This is a genomic window from Halovibrio sp. HP20-59 (assembly GCF_033052795.2).
Lineage (GTDB): Bacteria > Pseudomonadota > Gammaproteobacteria > Pseudomonadales > Halomonadaceae > Vreelandella.
This window is the reverse complement of sequence record NZ_JAWJUW020000093.1, coordinates 1-271: the sequence shown is the minus strand read 5'-3', so window position 1 is coordinate 271 and position 271 is coordinate 1. Positions and strand designations below refer to the sequence as shown.

At 66.1% G+C, this 271-nt stretch carries 1 protein-coding gene; it reads left to right on the top strand.

Annotated features, from left to right (window positions below; translation table 11 throughout):
* Positions 1 to 83: 83 nt before the first annotated feature.
* The coding region (locus RZA33_RS19505; RefSeq protein WP_317509787.1) for a hypothetical protein at positions 84 to 271 on the top strand (188 nt) is incomplete at its 3' end.

Sequence of the window (271 nt, the reverse complement as noted above, 5' to 3'; positions counted from 1 at the left end):
GGCGCAATTGGACTGGTAGTGGCATGCACACCAGCCAAGTGCCCGCCCGCCCATCCGCAAAAGCCGCTGACAAGGAACAAAGAATGCAGATCAGACCCACCCCCATCGCGTCCGCCGTGTCGCTGGCCCAGCTGGCCCTGCCGCTGGCCAGCCGGGCCCAGGACGCCGCACCCGCGCAGCTCGAACAGGTGGTCATCACCGGCATCCGTGCATCGCTGCAGTCGGCTGCCAACATCAAAAAGAATGCCAGCGCCGTGGTCGACGCGGTGTC